The following is a 17,739-nucleotide window of genomic DNA, read 5'->3' on the forward strand; positions in this document are numbered from 1 at the left end:
AAAGGGGCTTACTTACATGAACCTCGAAAAATTTACCGACCGCGCCAAGGGATTCCTCCAGTCGGCGCAGACGATTGCGATCCGCATGAATCATCAGCGGATCAGCCCCGAGCATATCGCGAAAGCGCTGCTCGAGGACAAGGAAGGCATGGCCGCCGGGCTGATCCAGCGCGCCGGCGGCGACGCCGCGCGCGCCACCTCGGCCATCGACGCGCTGCTCGCGAAAGTGCCCGCCGTCTCAGGCTCGGGCGCGCAAGCGACGCCCGGCCTCGACAATGACGCGGTGCGCCTGCTCGACCAGGCCGAACAGCTCGCCGAGAAGGCCGGCGATGGCTTCGTCACCGTCGAACGGCTGCTGCTCGCGATGGTGCTCGCCCCTTCGACCCCGGTCGGCAAGGCGTTCGCCGATGCGGGGCTGAAGGCCGACGCGCTGAATAATGTCATCAACGAACTGCGCCGTGGCCGCACCGCCGATACGGCAGGGGCGGAGGACAGTTTCGAAGCGCTCAACAAATATGCCCGCGACCTCACCGAAGTCGCGCGCGAAGGCAAGCTCGACCCGGTCATCGGCCGCGACGAGGAAATCCGCCGCACCGTGCAGATCCTCGCGCGCCGCACCAAGAACAACCCGGTCCTCATCGGCGAACCCGGCGTCGGCAAGACCGCGATCGCCGAGGGGCTCGCGCTGCGCATCGCCAACGGCGACGTCCCCGACAGTCTGAAGGACCGCCGCCTGCTCGCGCTCGACATGGGCGCGCTGATCGCGGGCGCCAAATATCGCGGCGAGTTCGAGGAGCGCCTCAAGGGCGTGCTCGACGAAGTGAAATCGGCCGAGGGCGAAATCATCCTCTTCATCGACGAGATGCACACGCTGGTAGGCGCGGGCAAGGGCGACGGCGCGATGGACGCCTCGAACCTGCTCAAGCCCGCCCTCGCGCGCGGCGAGCTTCACTGCATCGGCGCGACGACGCTCGACGAATATCGCAAATATGTCGAGAAAGACCCCGCGCTCCAGCGGCGCTTCCAGCCGGTCTTCGTCGGCGAGCCGACGGTCGAGGATTCGATCTCGATCCTGCGCGGGCTCAAGGAAAAATATGAGCTGCACCATGGCGTCAGGATCACCGACGGGGCGATCGTCGCCGCCGCGACGCTGTCGAACCGCTATATCTCCGACCGCTTCCTGCCCGACAAGGCGATCGACCTGATGGACGAGGCCGCGAGCCGCATCCGCATGGAGGTGGAATCGAAGCCCGAAGAGATCGAGACTCTCGACCGCCGCATCATCCAGATGAAGATCGAGGAAGCGGCGCTGACCAAAGAGACCGACACCGCGTCGAAGGACCGGCTCGACAAGCTGCGCGCCGAACTCGCGAACCTCGAACAGCAGTCGAGCGAGCTGACGCAGAAGTGGCAAGCCGAAAAGGACAAGATCCACGCCGAGGCGAAGATCAAGGAACAGCTCGACGCCGCGCGCAGCCAGCTCGAACAGGCGCAGCGCGCCGGCGATCTCGGCAAGGCGGGCGAGCTCAGCTACGGCACCATCCCGGGCCTCGAAAAGCAGCTCGAGGAGGCGCAGGCCGCCTCGGGCAATGCGATGCTGCGCGAGGAGGTCACCGCCGACGACATCGCCGCCGTCGTCAGCCGCTGGACCGGCATCCCGGTCGACCGGATGATGGAGGGCGAGCGCGAGAAACTGCTCGGCATGGAAGAGACGCTCGGCCAGCGCGTCATCGGCCAGGACGAAGCGGTGCGCGCCGTCTCGACCGCGGTCCGTCGCGCCCGCGCCGGGCTACAGGATCCGAACCGGCCTTTGGGCTCGTTCCTCTTCCTCGGCCCGACGGGCGTCGGCAAGACCGAACTCACCAAGGCGCTCGCGCGCTTCCTGTTCGACGATGACAATGCGATGGTCCGCATCGACATGTCCGAGTTCATGGAGAAGCACGCCGTGTCGCGGCTGATCGGCGCGCCTCCGGGCTATGTCGGCTATGAGGAAGGCGGCGTGCTCACCGAAGCGGTGCGCCGCCGGCCCTATCAGGTCGTCCTCTTCGACGAGGTCGAAAAGGCGCATGGCGACGTGTTCAACATCCTGCTCCAGGTGCTCGACGACGGGCGGCTGACCGACGGGCAGGGCCGCACGGTCGACTTCACCAACACGCTGATCATCCTGACCTCGAACCTCGGCAGCCAGGCGATCGCCGCGCTTCCCGACGACGCGCCGGTCGAGCAGGCCGAGCCCGCCGTCATGGAGGTGGTGCGCGCGCATTTCCGGCCCGAATTCCTGAACCGGCTCGACGAGATCGTGCTCTTCCACCGCCTCGCGCAGCAGCATATGGGCGGCATCGTCGATATTCAGGTGGCGCGCGTCCAAAAGCTGCTCGCCGACCGCAAGGTGACGCTCGACCTCACCGATGCCGCGCGCGCGTGGCTCGGCCGCGTCGGCTACGACCCGGTCTATGGCGCAAGGCCGCTCAAGCGCGCGGTGCAGAAATATCTGCAGGACCCGCTTGCCGACCTGATCCTGAAGGGCGAGGTCAGGGACGGATCGACGATCCGGGTCGACGAAGGCGACGGCGCGCTGACGCTGACCCCGGCGTAACCCGCCGGAACCGGGACAAGGGGCGCTCCTCGAATGCGGAGCGCCCCATATCTGTGTGCCTATTGTCCGTTAAGAGGGCGCTGTACCTGCGCGCGCTCGATATTGCTGCGGTTCTCGCGGCGCGTATCGGCCCATTCGGCGCGCGTCATGCAGACCTTGCGGCTCTGGAGCCGGCTGCCCAGCACCTCTTCCTTGCGGCAGACGACCTCATTGGGGTCTTTCGCCTTCTTGTCCTTGCTCTCGGCGGCGCTCGCGGCAGCCGGCAGCAAAGCGACGCAGCCGACCAGAGCGGCCATGGTAAGCGATTTCATATGCGGCATGCTTTTCAAAACCTTCTGTAACGATCTGACCGGCAATCTACGCCGACTTCGCCGCACGGCCAAGCTTTTTGCTCCGTCGCCGTTCAGCGCGGCGGCGCGACGTCGAAGGCGACGGTCAGCCGCTCGCCGGCGCCGAACGGCCGCGTGCCGTGCCACATCCAGGAGGGGAAGAGCACCAATCGCCCCGGCGCCGGTTCAACCAGCGCGGTCGGCGGCAGGTCGAGCCCCAGCGCCGCCTGCGGCTCGCCCAGCGAGAGCCACCCCGCCTCGGGCGCATCCCCCGCCTCGCGCCCCGGCAGCGCGACATATAAAGCCGAACTGATCCAGCCCTGCGGATGAAAATGATGCGCGTGATAGCCGCCGCCGCGCAGCCGCACCGACCAGCTCCCCGCGAAGCGCGTCCGGCGATCGCGGCGCGGCGCGAGCAGCGGATGACCGCGGTCGGCGGGCGGCAAACCGGCGACATAGGTCTCCACCGCCCCGACGATCGCGGCGCGCAGCGCCCGGATCACCGGGTCGATGCGGCTGAACAGCGGACCATCGGTCTGGGTGCCGCCGCGCACCGACTGGTCAAGATATTCGCCGCGCGCAACGTGAAGCGAGCGCAGATGCGCCGCGAGATCGTCAAGCGGCGGCAGGCGGCCCCGAAGGTCGAACGACCGCACCAGCCCCGCATCGCCCGAAAGCCAGCCCGAACGCGGGTCACCGGTCAGCCGCCACAGCAGCTCGGCATAGGGCCATACCGCGGCCCGCCGATCGCCGCCCGCCGCGATCGCGGCGTCGATCGACGCTGCGGCCTCTGCAAAGCGCCGCGTCCTGAGCAGGTGGCGCACTCGCCAAACCGGCGCGACTTCGCCGGGCAGCGCCCCGAACAGCCGGTCGGCACGGTCGACTTGACCGAGCTCGGCAGCGGCGATGGCGGCAAAGTCCGCGACTTCGGCCGACGGGATGCCTGCCGCCTCTGCGCGGCCGACCCCTTCGGCGAGGGCAACATGATCCTCGCCCCGAAGATGCAGGTCGAGCAAGGCGCGCCACAGCGGCAGCGACACCGGATCGCGCGCCAGCGCCCGCTCGAACGAGGCGGCCGCCGCCTCCGGCCGCCCCATTAGCGCGCGAAGCTGCGCAAGTTGGACATGGCCCGGCAACCACAGCGGCACTTCGGCAAGAATTGCGTCGAGCGCCGCCTCCGCTTCCTCGCCGCGTCCCGCACTCCAGCGCGCCGCCGCGAGCCCGATCAGTATATCGCCGTTGGGCGGCCCGATCCGCGCGGCCGCCTCGAACAGCGCCACCGCATCGAGCCCCGCCTCATAGGCGACGCGCGCGCGGCCGTGCGCGATGCCGGCATCACCGGGCGCAAGCCGTGCCGCCTGATCGAACGCCGCGAGCGCCGCCGCATGATCGTCGAGCGCGCGGTGGAGCAGCCCCGCCCATTGCCAGAGCCGCGCGGCACCCGATCGCCCCGCCGCGGCCGCGACCAGCGGCAAGGCCGCCTCCTCTTCGCCCTCGTCGAGCGCCAGGTTCGCCAGTTCGCCGACATCGTCGATCCCCGTTCGCCCGCCATGAACGGCGGCAAGCTGGCCCGCGAACCTCACAGACTTTCGGGCACATTGCCCGCGTCGCTGCCGATCAGCGCCGCGACCGCCTCGCGCTCCGCGGGACCAAGATCGGGGTGCCAGACGTCGAAGATGAAGACGACGCGCAACCGGTCGCTCGGATTCATCGCTTCATGCTCGATCGTGTCGTCGAACACGAAGGCTTCGCCGCGCCGCCAGTCGCGCGTCTCGGCGCCGACGCGGAACCAGCAGCCGTCGGGAACGATCAACGGCAGATGGCAGACGAGCCGCGCATTATTATAGCCGACGTGCGGCGGGATCGCGGTGCCCGGCGCGAGCAGCGAGAACATCGCGTTCGGCGACGCGCCCGGAATCGCGGGCTGATCCAGCCCTTCGAGCAAAGCCAGCGTCTGCGGGCAATGGCGCGCATTGGCCTCGATCCGGCGGCCGCCGCGCAGCAGGTGGATCGCGGTCCAGTCGGGATTGTGGTTGAGATCCCTCCACTGGTCGAGCGGCTGGTGCGCGGCATATTGGACATAGGGGACGAGTTCGGCGCGTTCGGCGGACATCGCCGCGTCAAGCTCGGCGGCAAGCACGTCGGTCGCCGCCTCCAGCGTCTCGAGCCAGGGAAACAGGCTGCGCGGATGGAACTCGCGCTCGCTAAGGCCCGGAAAATGAAAATGGGTCGGCTCGCTATGATAGGGCCGTGTGCGGCGCAGCGCATTGTTGCGAAACCGCGCGATGCGCGCGCGCGCTTCGGGGTCGGCGCGCGCTTCGGCAGCGGCCATGCGCTCCGTCCATTGTGCTTCCCTGGCGTCGAGCCAGGCCGCGTGGCGCCGCTCCCCCTCAGCCAGCACCGCCGCGAGCTGCGGCGGCAGCGCGTCGGCAGGTCTTTGCGCGATCGCATGGCCCCAGGCCTCGCCGGCGCCCGGATCGCCTATCCGGTCGAGCAGGCTCGCCCGCAGCATCAGCGCGGTGAAGTCGAGCGGCGCGAGCGCCAGCGCGCGGTGCACCGCGTCGAGCGCGACGCGCGGGCGGCCGCAGGCACGATAGGCGCCGGCGAGCCGCAGCAGCACCGATGGATCGTCGCCCCCCTTCGCCGCCTCTTCGAACAGCGCGGCGGCGCGGGCAAAGTCCTGCGCGGCGAGCGCGCGGTCCGCTTCGGCGAGCCGCGCCGCGCGATCGGCGGTCACAGGCTATATCCGAATTTTTCCACCCACGGACGGAGCACCGGCAGAATCGGTTCGAGATGGGCGCGATAGCCCTCCCACCGCCCCGCGGCGCGCTTGTAGATCGGCTCGACGACCTGCGCATAACTCGCGGTGGTGATCAGGCCGCGCGCCTTCGCGGTCGCGCGGTGGTCGAGCGCTTCGTCGCGCCATGCGAGTCCCAGATAGTCGAACAGCGGCCGCACCTCCGCCTCCACATCCTCGACCAGCCGCTCATAGACGATCGTGTGGACGTTGAGCCCGAACAATTCGCGCGCCCGCTCCCAATGCCGGAAGGTCAGGTCATAGAATTCGGCGGCATCCTCCAGCCGCAGGAAATTCGACATCGCATCGTTGAGGCGGAAATTGCTCATGTAGCAGCTCAGCAGCACGTCGCACGGATGGCGCAGCGCAAGGATGAAGCGCGCATTGGGGAACAGGCGCTGGATCAGCACCGCTTTCGACAGGAACAGCGGCGATTTGTCGATCAGCATCCGCCCGCGTGCGAGCGGTGCTGGCGCGACTTTCGCAACCTCGTCGAAATAGAAATGCCGCGTCTCGGCAACCGCCGCCGCGTCGAGCCCCGCAATCGCCGCCATGCCGCCGATACGCTTGTCGCAATTGTTGAGCGGCGGCTGCTCCTCCAGAACCACCGTATCGGGATGCCCCATCAGGATCGTGTCGAGCAAGGTCGTCCCCGATCGCGGAAAACCCACCAGAAATACGGGGTCGGGATGCGCGTCGCCGCTTTCGGCTTTCAGCCAGCTCGCCGCCCATTCGGGAGTCAGTAGGTCGATTTCCGCGTGCAGATTTTCGCGCAGCGCCGCCGATCGCTCCAAAGGCCGGGTCGGCGATTCCTCGTGCATGCGGTTCGTCGCGCTGAAGGCCTCGAACGCCTCATCGGGACGGCCGAGCCGATCGAGAATCTGCCCCCGCAAATGCATGGTCCGTTCGGGCTCGACCTCGGATGGCACCAGCGCCAGGCTGGCGAGCGCGTCCTCGAACCGCTTGGCGCGGCGATGCTCATAGGACCGGATAAACGACAGCGCGCCCTCGCTCAGATGATTGGCTTCCGCCAGCGCGATCAGAGGCGCAAACTCCTCTTCGCGATTGCTATGCTCATACTGCACCGCCAAGCCCAAATAGGCGTCGGTCACGGAGGGATCGAGCGCAATCGTTTGCCGAAAGGCGCGTTCTGCGTCCGCGATGCGATGCACGGAACTGCATTCGACCCCGAACTTCAATTGTAGATTTGCGTTATCGGGATCGAGTGCAACGGCCGCCTCGATCGCTGCCATCGCCTCTTCTTGCCGTCCCTCCTTACGATACTGCACATAAAGCTCGTGCAGCGCACGCGCATCATCGGGAAAGTCGTCGACCGTTCGCTTCAGCAGCGCCTCGGCCTCTTCGCCGCGCCCCACGGCGCGCAATGCGACTGCGAGGTTGAGTCGGGTGGGCGGCGCGAGTGGTTCAAGCACCATCGCTTTCTCGAGCGCGGCGACGCTGCCTTCCAGATCTCCGATTGCTGAACGCGCATTGCCCAAATTGTTCCAGCTCTCGAAATCGGCCGGATCGCGCGCGACGACATGCTCATAGGCCGCGACCGCCTCGTCGAAGCGCTCGAGCGACTGCGCGACATAGCCGCGATAACGAGCGATCCGCAGTGTCGCGTCGGCACGCGCAAGCTCGGGCGTCGCCACCTCCAGCGCCGCGGCCAGATCGCCCTTGTCGATCAGCACCGCGATCAGGTTGCAGGCGATGGTGGCGTCCGATGGACGCGCTTCATGCGCCGCGCCCAGATGCCGGGCGGCCGCTTCCAGATCGTTCGCGCGCGCCTGCAACATGCCGAGGAAGGCGTTGAGCGCCACCGCGTCGCCCCCGGCGACAAGTGCGCCTTCGGCAAGCTGGCGCGCGCGCGCGACGTCGCCGGACTGCGCCGCACCGACGGCCTGGCGCAGCACGTCGGTCGTTTTGGAATCGAGCATCGGACATCCATCGGCTGAAGACGGGGAACAAAGAAAAGGGGCGGCCGGTCTGACGACCCGCCGCCCCCTATCTTAGGACGAAATGCGGAACTTAGAAGTCCAGCGTCACGCCCGCGTAGATGTAACGGCCCAGCGCGTCATAGGTCGCCGGATAGGTGTTGCCGTTGCAAGGCCCGGTCGGACACAGGTTAGACCCGTCCTTGCCGGCGTTCCCCGACGTAACCAGCGGCGGCTGCTTGTCGAGGATGTTGTTGACACCCAGACGGAACGTATAGTTGTCCGACACGGCGAAGGTCGTCGCCAGGTCGAAATAGCTGTACGCCTTCAGGTGCAGGCCCGGATCGAAGTTATTGTCGCCGTGGAGCGACTGGCTCGCATCGAGCGTTTCGGCCTTCACCTTGCCGATGTAGCGCCACTGCAGCGAAAGCCCGATGCCGTTCGGCATGTTGAAGGTCGTGCGCAGCTTGTGGCGCCACTTCGGCAGCATCGAGCCGCCCGCCGTGGTGCCGCCCGACGAGCAGACCGGACCATAGAGACCGGCGCAGTCATAAGCCTGGGTGATGCCGTTATCGACCTTATATTTGTCGAGATAGGTGCCGACGAAGCTCATCGACAGCGTCCCGGCGTTGCCGATTTCGTGACTGTAGGCGCTGTTGATTTCAAGGCCGCGGGTACGGACGCGGCCGAGGTTCGACGGCGTATTGTCGACATAGCCAAGCGGCGTCAACCACAGCGAGCCGGTGACGTCGCGGTGGATGAGGCTGCACGAGTAGGGTGTGAAATCCGCGGTTGCGTTGAGCGTGCAATCCTTCAGGATTGCATCCTGCGCCGGCGGCTGGATCGCATCCTTGAGCTTGATGTCGAACCAGTCGACCGTCAGCGAGAAGCGCGGCAGGAAGCTCGGCTGCAAAACGACGCCGAAGGTCTTCGTGGTCGCGGTTTCGGGCTTCAGGTCGGGGTTGCCGCCGAGAAGACCGTTATACTGGCCCGCCGGGTTTTCCGTGATGCTCTGCCCAACGGAAAGATTTTCTTGTGCGAGACAACCATAGTTGGTTGCGGCGATGGGCGCGCCCGCGCACGGATCGGTCGCGCCAGCCAGGCCCACGGTCGGAGTCGCGAACAGTTCCTGAATGTTCGGGGCGCGAACCGCACGGTTGTACTGGCCGCGGAAGCGAACGTCGCGGATCGGCGCGAATTCGAGCTGCAGCTTGTAGGTGTCGGTGTCGTATTTGCGGTCGGCGCTCGTCCGATACCAGGACTTGCGATAGCCGCCGCTGAAGCTCAGGTCATAGATGAAGCTGTCGTGGACGATCGGAACCTGGGTTTCGGCAAAGAACTCATAAACCCGGAAGCTGCCCGCGAGCGGGAGCGTCGCGCCACCCTGACCGGTGAGGTCACCGGTCGTGAAGGCGTTGTCGGTCTTGAGCTCCAGCGATTCCTTGCGCCATTCGAAGCCGAGGTTGACGCTGATGCCATCGTCCGCCCACGGCGACTTGATGCCATATTCGCCGAGCAGGCCGGTGAACGAGGCGTTGGCGACCTGTTCGGACGTATAGCCCTTCTGGAAGCCCGTCGCCGACAGATAGGCGATCGACTCGGGGCTCGCCCCGCCGGCGCCATTGAAGATGTTGTAGGGCTGGCAAGTCGGGTCGCTGCCATCGATGACCGAACGGCAGACGTAGTTGCCGTTGGCAACGCCGTTGCGCTCCATGCCTTCATCGACGACGTTCAGCGCGCGGTTGAGACGCGCGACCGAGAATTCGTTCGAATAGACCTGGCTATAGTTCGACCGGCCGTACTGATAATAAGCGTCGTACGACCAGGCCTTGCCGAGGTCGCCCTTCGAACCGATCACGGTGCGGAAGTTGGTGTGCTGCAGGTCGCTCTGGCGCGGACCGCCTTCGACGTTGCGGCGCAGCACCTGCATGAACGCCTGATTATAGGTCTGGCCGAAAGGGCCGGTGAAGACCAGCGGCGGCGCCAGCGGTCCGGGGCCGCCGTTCGCGATCGTGTTATAAGGCGCCGCGACAGCAGTCGGGAAGTTGCCGATATAGCCGTTGATCAGGTTGGGCGCGGCGCAGATGATATCATGCTGCGCCGTTGACATCAGCGGGTTGTCGCAGTTGACCGTCAGCGTGTTGCCGAAGTCGCCCGACGGCGCGATCTGGGCGACCGTGCGGTCGTCCATGAACATGAACTCGAGATAAGGCTTGATCGACTCGTTGATCTCGTAGTTCGCGAACAGGCCGGCCGTATAGCGCTCGTCGGGGCGCTGATAATGGTTGGTCGGCGCGAAATTGTAACGCGACGTGGTGTTCTCGAACCCACCACCCGGCAGGAAGCTGTAAACAGTCGAACCGGCAGTCGTTACGTTAGGATCGAAGATGATCGCCGTGCCGGTCGCGTTGGTCAGCGAGCCGCCGCAGTTCGGAACACCGCCGCCGGTGTTCTGGATCGTGCAGGCGCTGTAGTCGCGGCGCGACTGGAGAATGGCGTTTGCCTTGCGATAGCCGGCATAGGCAACGATATGGCCGCGTCCGTCGTCGAACGCCGCACCGAAGGTCGCGGTGACGTCGACCGTGCCGCCGTCGACGACGCTGCCGCGCGGATAGCCGAAGCCGCGCGCATCGTTGATGCCGGGCGCGAGCTTGTTGCGGTTGTTGTGCTGGAACACGCTATATTGACCGTCGAGGCGGAAGCCCGTGAAGTCGGTGTCCATCACGAAGTTGACGACACCCGCGACCGCGTCGGCGCCGTAGGTCGCCGACGCGCCGCCGGTCAGAACCTGGACGTTCTTGAGCAGCGCGGCCGGGATCATGTTGATGTCGGCAGCCGAACCGCTTCCGGGGCTCGGGTCGCCCGGCAGCAGGCGGCGGCCGTTGACGAGGCTGAGCGTGCGGGTCGTGCCGAGGCCGCGAAGGTCGACCGATGCGGTGCCGTCCGCGCCGTTGGCGGCGGTCGACGACTGGCTGGCGAAGACCGACGGCAGCGAGTTCAGCATGTCCTCGACGCGGGTCGTGCCCTGCAGCTTGATGTCTTCGGCGCTCACGACGGTGATCGGAGCGGCCGATTCCAGATTGGCCTGCGGAATGCGCGTGCCGGTGACGATGATCTCATCGCCGGTGGTGGCGGTGTCACCGGTCTGGGCGTCCTGCGCCATCGCAGGCGAGGCGGCGGCCAGCAGGCCAATGCCGAGCACGAACGGCGCGGCGCCGAGCTTCAGCTTCGAATAATGGGTGGTTTTCACAGTGCAGTCCCTTGCTACTGTTGATGATATACCTGGGCCCCTGTCGCGGAACGGCACACGCCGACGCTCAAGACGCCCCGATAGCGTGCGGGATGGTCCTTCATTCATGTCGAGTAAAGGTGATTTGCGGCGTCGGCGGCGGTTTCGTCGAGGATTGTGACGTATTTGCAACAGACCGGAATCGCGGCGAAATAGAAGGCAACCGGGAACGCCCAGCCACGACATATAATATCAAATGATATTATCCCCTGTCCGCGGCGGGGGTCAGAATTCGCCAGGCGGATAGTCGGGATAATGATCGAGGACGGGGCCCAGCGCCGCAGCGAGCGGGTCCAGAAAAGGACGGTAGCTGTGCCAGCGCTCGATGCCTTCGCGATTGATCGGCGAGCGCACCTGCTCCGAACTCGGCGTGTAGACGGCGCGGTCGTTCTCGAAAAAGCGGAGGCAGGCTTCGTCGAAGGGCAGGCCGAGATAATCGAGCAGCCGCGTGACTTCGGCCTCGGTGTTCTGGACCAGATTTTCATAGGTCAGATGATGGATATAGCCCGGCAGCACCGCGTCGAAATGCGCCATCTGCCGCAGATAGGTCGTATAGAAATGCCCTATATGCGCAAGATCGTATGAGAAATTGATGCCCCAGTTGAAATGCTGCGAGAAATTGGCGAACCCGCATCCCATCGGATGCCGCCGGACGTCGATGATTTTGGCGTTCGGCAGGATGGTCCGGATCAGCCCCAGAAAGACCCAGTTGCTCGGCATCTTGTCGGTGAAGAAGGGACGGTCGCTATGGCGAAAGCGGCGCGTCGCCTCGACATAATGATCGCCGAGTTCGCGGACCTTGTCGCGTGAGAGCGAAGGCAGCGTATCGAGCCACCCGCCCGTTCCGCCGTTCGGCGCGCAAGCGAGCGCGATCCGCTCGATGTCGTGGAGTTCCTCGGTCCCCTCGATCAGCGGGTGGCTGGCGAGAATCTGTTCGACGAGGGTGGAGCCCGACCGCGGCAGGCTGACGATGAAGATCGGATCGCGCGCCGCGCTTCCCCAGTCGCGGCGCTCGGCAAAATAATCCGCGGTGCAGGTCCGGCGGCTTTTGGCGATATGGCCGGTCACGCTCGCAGGATCATAGGGAACCTGCTCGAGGCGCTGCCGCGCCCCCTCGCTATAGGCCGCGAAAGCCCCGGCGAAATCGCGATTGTCGTCCAGCGCCTTGCCCAACGCGAAGGCGAGGTGGATGCGATCGTCGGCCGCCAGATCGGTGCGCTCGAACGCGCGGCGCAGTCCCTCCACATCGGCCTCGCCGAAGCGCACCGTCTTGAGATTGGCGAGCCCCCACCAGGCCTGCGCATTCGCCGGATCGATGCCGAGCGCGGTGCGATAGGCCTGCACCGCGTCGTCCTGCCGGCCGACCGTCTTGAGCATGAAGGCGTGGTTGGCCCAGCCGCGCGCGTCCTCGGGGCATTGCGCGTGCAGTTCCAGAAAGGCGGCGTCGGCTTCATCGAAGCGCCGCAACTGGACGAGGATGGCCGCACGTAGCGACAGCGCCTGCAAATGGTCGGCTTTCCGCGCGAGCAACTCGTCCAGCAGGAAGAGAGCGTCCGGATAACGGCCCGAATCGCGACAATGCTTTGCCAGCGCGAGCCAGGGCTCCAGATAGCCCGGCGCGAGCAGCGTCGCCCGGCGGAAGAGATTCTCCGCTTCCTGTTTCGCATCGCAGCGCGCGGCGATTTCGCCAAGCATCAGCGCCGCTGCCGGATCCTTCGGATCCTGGCGGAGATGCTGACGGATCAGGACTTCGGCTTTCTCCAGCTCGCCGGCCAGAAACGCCTCCTGCGCCGCGGCAAAACCGGGACGCGCTATGCCGACGGCAATGGCTTCGCGCTCGACCTGGTCGGCGCCGGGGTGGTTCCCCTGACGGCGCATGACATGGGCCAGCGCGCGCCGCGCAGGCAGGAAATCGGGATCGCTGGCGAGGATCGATTCGACGCCGCGCAGCGCCTGGGCGGGATCGCGGTCGAGGAACGCCATCGCGCGATCGAGGCGCCCGTTCAGGCCGCTGTCGTCATCCCTTCCGGCGGAAGCCATCGTTCATTTCCCTTCACGGATCCCGCCGGATGACCGGCAGGCAGCCTAGCCTTGAGCAAGAAGCGCCGGGCAATCCAACAAAAAGGGGTGGGACAATCAAGCCCCACCCCGATTCGAAAGATATGCCGCTTCAGCGGACGGGACGGGTGCGAAGCCGCACCCGCCGCATCACTTGAACGTGCGCGTCACGTTCAGGAACAGCGAGCGACCGATCAGGTCATAGTTGCTCGAGTTGAAGCGGTTGCCGACGCGCGTGAACTGGCACGCCGAAACCGGGCAGGAGGAAATGATCGGCGGCTTGGCATTGAACAGATTGTTCACACCGAAGGTCACCTGACCGATGTCCTCGAGCTTCCACTGGACCGAAAGACCATGTTCCCAATAGGTTTCGGCGACCAGATCGTAATCCACCGTGCCGAGGAACGGCGCGGGCGGCGTACCATCGGCGAAAGCCGACGAATCCTGCTTGCCGACATATTTCACGCCATAGCGCATGGTGACCTTGTCGCCGGGGAAGGTATAGCGCAGGTCGAGATTTCCGACCCACTTCGGCCCGGCGCCGAAGCCCTGGACGCCCAGCGTGCCGTTATAATCCTGCTTCGCATCGGTCGCGAACAGCTGATAATATTGATGGATGTTGCGCGTCGCCGTGGCGGTCGCCACGAACCGGCCGCCCGCGACCGGAGCCTCGAAGCGCAGATCGAAGTCGATGCCCTCGGCCGCCTGCTGCGAGACGTTCAGATACGGGTTGAGGAACGAATCGAGGGTTCCCTGCTGCGGGTCGCCGGCGGGGCGACGCGGATCGATCAGCGCGCAATATTCATTGTTCGGGAAATCCTCCGCTTCGTAGCAGCGCTGGAGGATCAGCGAACCGAGGGTCGTGACCTCGCCCTTCACCTTCACGTTCCAATAGTCGATCGCCAGCGAGGCGTTGACCGGTCCGCGCGGGCTGGTCAGCACGACCCCGAAGCCGTAAGAGCGCGACTTTTCGGCCTTCAGCAAGCCCGCGCCACCGCGCGTCGTGACCATCGGGCCGGCCGTCGCGATATAGTTGACAGCTCCATCCGGGCCGAGGATCGGGTTCAGCACTGCAAAACAATTGTCATAGACCGTATCGCCCGGCGAATAGCCGGCACCGAAGCCCGAGCAGGGATCCGCATTGGGACCATAGAAACCGGTCTGGTCGGCGACGAACTGCTCATAGAGGTTCGGCGCGCGGAACGACGTGCCGTAGTTGCCGCGGAACCGGATGATGTCGTTGGGCGCCCACTGTCCGTTGAAATGGTAGGTGAAGTCCGAACCATAGGATTTATAGTGGGTATAGCGGCCCGACACATCGAGTTCGAGCAGGCGCGCGAACGGTATGTTGCTCAGCAACGGAATGTTGAGCTCGCCATAGACCTCGTCGACCGTGTCGGAGCCCTTGGTGATCTGCGCCGAGCTGTAGTTGTAGAGGTTCGCTGCCTGCGCATCGAGCGACGGCGTGTCGACCAGCTTGTCGCGGCGATGCTCGAAACCGATCGCCGCGCGGACCATGCCGCCGGGGATCTCGAACAGCGAGCCGTCGAGGTTCAGCGTGAAGGTCGTCTGGTCGAACTTGGTGTGGCCGACGTCCGGCTGATAGAGATAATTATAGACGTTCGCCGGAATATTGCCGTCGCGCAGGATGCTGAGGTCGTACATGTTGAACGGAACGCAGCTCGCGCCCGCGATCAGATTGCCGCTGCCATCGACGTTCGATGCGCAGGTATAGGCGTTGCCCGCGCCCGCCTGATAGGCGGTGGCGCGCGTGATCAGCTCTTCCGGCGTGCCGGCAGGAGCGAGCACGGTCTGCAGCGCGTTGCTCAGGCGTTCCGGAGTGGTCTGCGTCGTCGAATAGCGCGACTTGGTGTGCGAATATTGGAAATTGCCGTCATAGCGCCAGTCGCCGATCCCCAGATTGCCGCGCAGGCCGCCGTTCCAGCGAAGGAAATCGACGCGCTGGCTGCTGCTGCGCTGGGTCTGCGGGACGATGAAGGGCGTGTAATAGTTGATGCCCTGGCTCGACAGCGCAGTCGGGAAGAAGGGGCTCGTCGGATAGCCGTAATCCGAGAGCGGCGTCCCGGCATAGCTGCCGCCATAGATTTCGATATTGGGGCTGAGCTGACTCGGATCGATGCTGATCTGCCCCGTGAAATCCTGGTGCGATTCGCGGCGGGTGAACAGCGCCTCGGTATAGATTTCCGCATCGCCCAGCGCGTCGAGCTCATAAGCGCCGTTGAGATAGCCCGTATAGGTGCGGACCGGCGAAATGATGTGATCCTTGAGCTGCGCCGAGCTGGGAGCGCCGCGGAAGATGCCGTTGACGATCTCGCTATTGCCGTTCTCGTCATAGCGGATGCGGCCCTGCTCGCCATTGGCGAACTTGAAGTAGATGCCATAGCCGCTGGCGATGCCCGAACCGCCGTTGGTCGTGTAGGGGAAGCACATCAGCTGGCCGGTCGACGGATCGACGGCGCCGACTTCCGCGCCCGTGGCGGGGTCGAAATAAAGGTCGCGCGGGCAGCTGTAGATGCCGCGATCGCCGACGCGCATGCCCGTCTGTTCGCGATATTCGAACGACGCGGTGATATGGCCGCGATCGAAGACCTTGCCGGCCACGACCGAGGCGCGATAGTTGCGGCCGCCGCCGCCATGCTCGATCGGCTGGTCGGTGAAGACGTCGAAGGTCAGGCCTTCAACCTTCGGGTCGGTGATGACGTTGACGACGCCCGCGATCGCGTCCGAACCATAGACCGACGAGGCGCCTTCGCGCAGCACTTCGATGCGCTGGATCACGCCGGTCGGCAGGACGTTGAGGTCCGCCGCGACGAGCTGCGGGCCAACGCCGGCCGGCGCGAGGCGGCGGCCGTTGAGAAGGACGAGCGTACGCGACGAGGACAGGCCGCGCAGGCCGACCGTGCTGGCCGCCGGGCCGCCTTCCGAAACGAAGCCGAGGAACGAGCCGTTGATCTGCGACGTGCCCGAGGTGATGCTCGAGCTCTGCAGGACGTCCGCGGTCGAGCGCGAGCCCGCCAGGACCGAATCGCCACGCGTGATCACATTGACCTGATTCGCCGTTTCGAAATTGTCGCGGCGAACGCGCGAACCGGTGACGATGATCGTGTCGCCGTCCGACGACGACGCGGTGTCGCTCGTGATCGTGCTATCGGCGTCGCTCTGCGCGAAAGCCACCGACGACGTCAGTGCGATGCACAAGGCGATCGGTGCGGCAGCGGCCCTCAAAACGGCTTGGGTAGAGTTTATTTTCACGAGCCAGTTCCCCTGAATCTGTTGGCTGAAATCGATCCGGGAACTAGCGCGCACGAGCAGAATCATCGCCCCTACACTTTATTCCCCGGTTAAGCCGGGGATGGAGCCTCGCTTCCTGCGGGTAAAGGAAAATTGCCGCCATCTCTGCGGTTTCCGGGGTCATTGTGACGAATTTGCAACAGCTTTGAGAAAAGGCGAAACGCAATAACCTTGCGCACTCCGATTACGACATTTTGTTTCACGCGAAACGAGTTTGCGCCGGTGACGGCAGCGCTTAATTGCCCATCGACCCCGCAAGCTTGCCGGGGTCGAGACGCGCGTCGCGCCATTTGAGTCCCCAATGGAGGTGCGGTCCCGTCGCCCGCCCCGTCCGCCCGACAAGTCCGAGCGGCTGGCCCTGCGTCACCCGGTCGCCGACCTTCACGTCGAGCCGCTGGCAATGGAGGAAAGCGCTCGACAGCCCCATGCCGTGGTCGACGATCAGCAGATTGCCCTCGAGCGTGAAGGGCGCCGCCGCCGCGAGCGTCACCACCCCGTCGGCGGGCGCGAAGAAAGGCGTTCCCGCGGGCACCGCGACATCGGTGCCGCTGTGATAGCTGCCGGGCTTGCCCTGATAGACGCGCTGCGATCCGAAGAAGCCCGAAAAGCGCCCGGTCACCGGCCAACGGAATTTTTGCCGCCAGCCGTTCGATTCGACCGGCGTCGCACGCGCCGCGGCGATCTGGGCGAGCTCAGCCGGGCGCCGCCGCGCGAACTCGGCGTCGCTCGACGCGCTGCCGCGATACGGCGCGTTGATATGCTCGATCCGCCAGCTTCCCGCGGCGACCGTCAGCACCCGCTCGACCCGCTGCCCCGACGCGAGCGTCGCGACGAGCAGCGCCGAGGGGCCGGCGTCGCGATCGAAGGCGATCAGGAAGCTCTCGTCGGACGCCAGCGGCACGCCCTGGCCGTCGAGCGTCAGCGTCCGCGTCCCGCCCGGCGCCTGCCCCAGCATCACCGCGCCCTGTTCGGGCGTCCCGCGCAGCAGGAAATCGGCGCGCACCGGCGGCGCGGCTGGTGGCGGCAACGGCGGTCCGGGGTCGGTGAAGGGCGAAGGCGCGGGCTTCGCCGGCGCGTCCGAAGCCGGCACGCATCCCGCGGCGACCGTCAGCAGCGCCAATGCCGCCAGCAGGTGCGGCGCCCGCATCGACCGCGTCACGCCTTGCTGTCGAGCGCGGCCTGCACCGAAAGCGCGGCGGTCGCATAGGGCTCCTGCCGTGCGACCGACCAATAGCGAAGCTCGTCGAGCCCGATCGGCACCCCGGTCACCGCGCACAGCACATGGTCGCCCGGCGACAGCACGCGAAAGCCGTTGGGGCCATAGTGCAGGCGGGCGAGGCGGTTGCGGCTGGCGATCAGCATGATTCAAAATCCGTTGCGAGAGAGACTATCGTCCCGACTATAGCAGCCGGGCGGCCGCG

General features: G+C 65.9%; 10 protein-coding genes and 2 pseudogenes. 2 read left to right on the forward strand and 10 right to left on the reverse strand.

The annotated features are described in order from the left end of the window. Positions 1–16 precede the first annotated feature (16 nt). The gene (clpB, locus tag NP825_RS16755; protein ID WP_257545608.1) at positions 17–2,596 is read left to right on the forward strand and encodes an ATP-dependent chaperone ClpB; all 2,580 of its coding nucleotides are present in this window, start codon (positions 17–19) and stop codon (positions 2,594–2,596) included. Between the two features lie 59 nt (positions 2,597–2,655). On the opposite strand, the gene NP825_RS16760 is transcribed toward clpB, so the two are convergent. The 4 genes from NP825_RS16760 to NP825_RS23650 all read right to left on the reverse strand — a co-directional run bounded on the left by NP825_RS16760 (position 2,656) and on the right by NP825_RS23650 (position 6,894). Beyond that, entirely contained in the window at positions 2,656–2,907 is a 252-nt protein-coding gene (locus tag NP825_RS16760; protein WP_257545610.1) for a hypothetical protein, read from the reverse strand. Between the two features lie 92 nt (positions 2,908–2,999). Then, positions 3,000–4,508, reverse strand: a complete 1,509-nt coding sequence (locus NP825_RS16765; protein WP_257545612.1) for a putative 2OG-Fe(II) oxygenase — start codon at positions 4,506–4,508, stop codon at positions 3,000–3,002. Next, the gene (locus NP825_RS16770; RefSeq protein WP_257545615.1) at positions 4,505–5,662 is read right to left on the reverse strand and encodes an aspartyl/asparaginyl beta-hydroxylase domain-containing protein; all 1,158 of its coding nucleotides are present in this window, start codon (positions 5,660–5,662) and stop codon (positions 4,505–4,507) included. The genes NP825_RS16765 and NP825_RS16770 overlap by 4 nt, the downstream gene beginning before the upstream one ends. Further along, complete coding sequence (locus NP825_RS23650; RefSeq protein ID WP_374046569.1) at positions 5,659–6,894, reverse strand: sulfotransferase; 1,236 nt, start codon at positions 6,892–6,894, stop codon at positions 5,659–5,661. The genes NP825_RS16770 and NP825_RS23650 overlap by 4 nt, the downstream gene beginning before the upstream one ends. On the opposite strand from NP825_RS23650, the pseudogene NP825_RS23655 reads away from it, so the two are divergent. Continuing rightward, a pseudogene (locus NP825_RS23655) lies at positions 6,884–6,964 on the forward strand (hypothetical protein); the annotation flags it as partial. The gene NP825_RS23650 and the pseudogene NP825_RS23655 sit on opposite strands and share 11 nt — an antisense overlap. On the opposite strand, the pseudogene NP825_RS23660 reads toward NP825_RS23655, so the two are convergent. From NP825_RS23660 to NP825_RS16800, 6 genes and pseudogenes are all read right to left on the reverse strand, one after another. Further along, positions 6,943–7,662: pseudogene (locus NP825_RS23660) on the reverse strand (tetratricopeptide repeat protein); the annotation flags it as partial. The pseudogenes NP825_RS23655 and NP825_RS23660 sit on opposite strands and share 22 nt — an antisense overlap. 91 nt (positions 7,663–7,753) lie before the next feature. Next, on the reverse strand, positions 7,754–10,909 hold the full coding sequence (locus NP825_RS16780) for a TonB-dependent receptor domain-containing protein (protein ID WP_257545619.1): 3,156 nt from the start codon (positions 10,907–10,909) through the stop codon (positions 7,754–7,756). Between the two features lie 264 nt (positions 10,910–11,173). After that, positions 11,174–12,988, reverse strand: coding sequence for a tetratricopeptide repeat-containing sulfotransferase family protein (locus NP825_RS16785; RefSeq protein ID WP_257545621.1), 1,815 nt, complete (start codon positions 12,986–12,988; stop codon positions 11,174–11,176). 168 nt (positions 12,989–13,156) lie between these two features. Further along, positions 13,157–16,279, reverse strand: a complete 3,123-nt coding sequence (locus tag NP825_RS16790; RefSeq protein ID WP_257545623.1) for a TonB-dependent receptor domain-containing protein — start codon at positions 16,277–16,279, stop codon at positions 13,157–13,159. A 274-nt stretch (positions 16,280–16,553) separates the two neighbouring features. After that, the gene (locus tag NP825_RS16795; RefSeq protein ID WP_257545625.1) at positions 16,554–17,465 is read right to left on the reverse strand and encodes a M23 family metallopeptidase; all 912 of its coding nucleotides are present in this window, start codon (positions 17,463–17,465) and stop codon (positions 16,554–16,556) included. 8 nt (positions 17,466–17,473) lie between these two features. Then, a complete protein-coding gene (locus tag NP825_RS16800) occupies positions 17,474–17,680 on the reverse strand; it encodes a DUF2093 domain-containing protein (protein ID WP_105998869.1) in 207 nt (68 codons plus the stop codon). Between the last annotated feature and the right edge of the window lie 59 nt (positions 17,681–17,739).

Origin of the sequence: Sphingopyxis sp. DBS4 (assembly GCF_024628865.1) — a bacterium.
Taxonomy (GTDB): Bacteria; Pseudomonadota; Alphaproteobacteria; order Sphingomonadales; family Sphingomonadaceae; genus Sphingopyxis.